Below are 553 nucleotides of genomic sequence, written 5' to 3'. Positions count from 1 at the left end.
GATCTCGAAGAAGTCGGCCTCGTCGACGACCTTCAGGATCAGTTCCTTCATGTCGTAGGGCTTGGTCGGGTCGGCCGGGATCAGGGTGTCGAGGCTCATCTCCTCGCGATAGGCTTCGTCGAAGCTGTCGCGCTCGGGGGCGGCCTCGCGGTTGGATGCGGGCAGGAAGTCGATCAGGCGGCGCACCTGGGTCAGGGCCTCCAGGTCGTTCTCGAACGCGCCCTCGGCCACGCCCGACTTGGCCGCGTGCACGCGCGCCCCGCCCAGCTCCTCGGCGGTGACCACCTCGTTGGTGACGGTCTTCACGACATCCGGGCCGGTCACGAACATGTAGCTGGTGTCCTTCACCATGAAGATGAAGTCGGTCATGGCCGGCGAATAGACATCGCCCCCGGCGCACGGGCCCATGATCACGCTGATCTGCGGGATAACCCCCGAGGCCATCACGTTCTCCAGGAAGATGTCGGCATAGCCGGCCAGCGAATCCACGCCCTCCTGGATGCGCGCCCCGCCCGCGTCGAACAGGCCGATGATCGGCGCGCCCACCTTCATG

General features: G+C 66.2%; 1 protein-coding gene. It reads right to left on the bottom strand.

From position 1 onward, the window contains the following. Window positions 1-553 (bottom strand): carboxyl transferase domain-containing protein (locus FCU40_RS23040; protein WP_275052067.1); only part of this gene is annotated, 553 nt, incomplete at both ends.

The sequence above is a fragment of the Caulobacter sp. SSI4214 genome, assembly GCF_012184455.1.
GTDB classification, from domain to species: Bacteria; Pseudomonadota; Alphaproteobacteria; order Caulobacterales; family Caulobacteraceae; genus Caulobacter; species Caulobacter vibrioides_E.
Note: the sequence above shows the minus strand (reverse complement) of the source record. Positions and strands in the feature narration are given on the sequence as shown.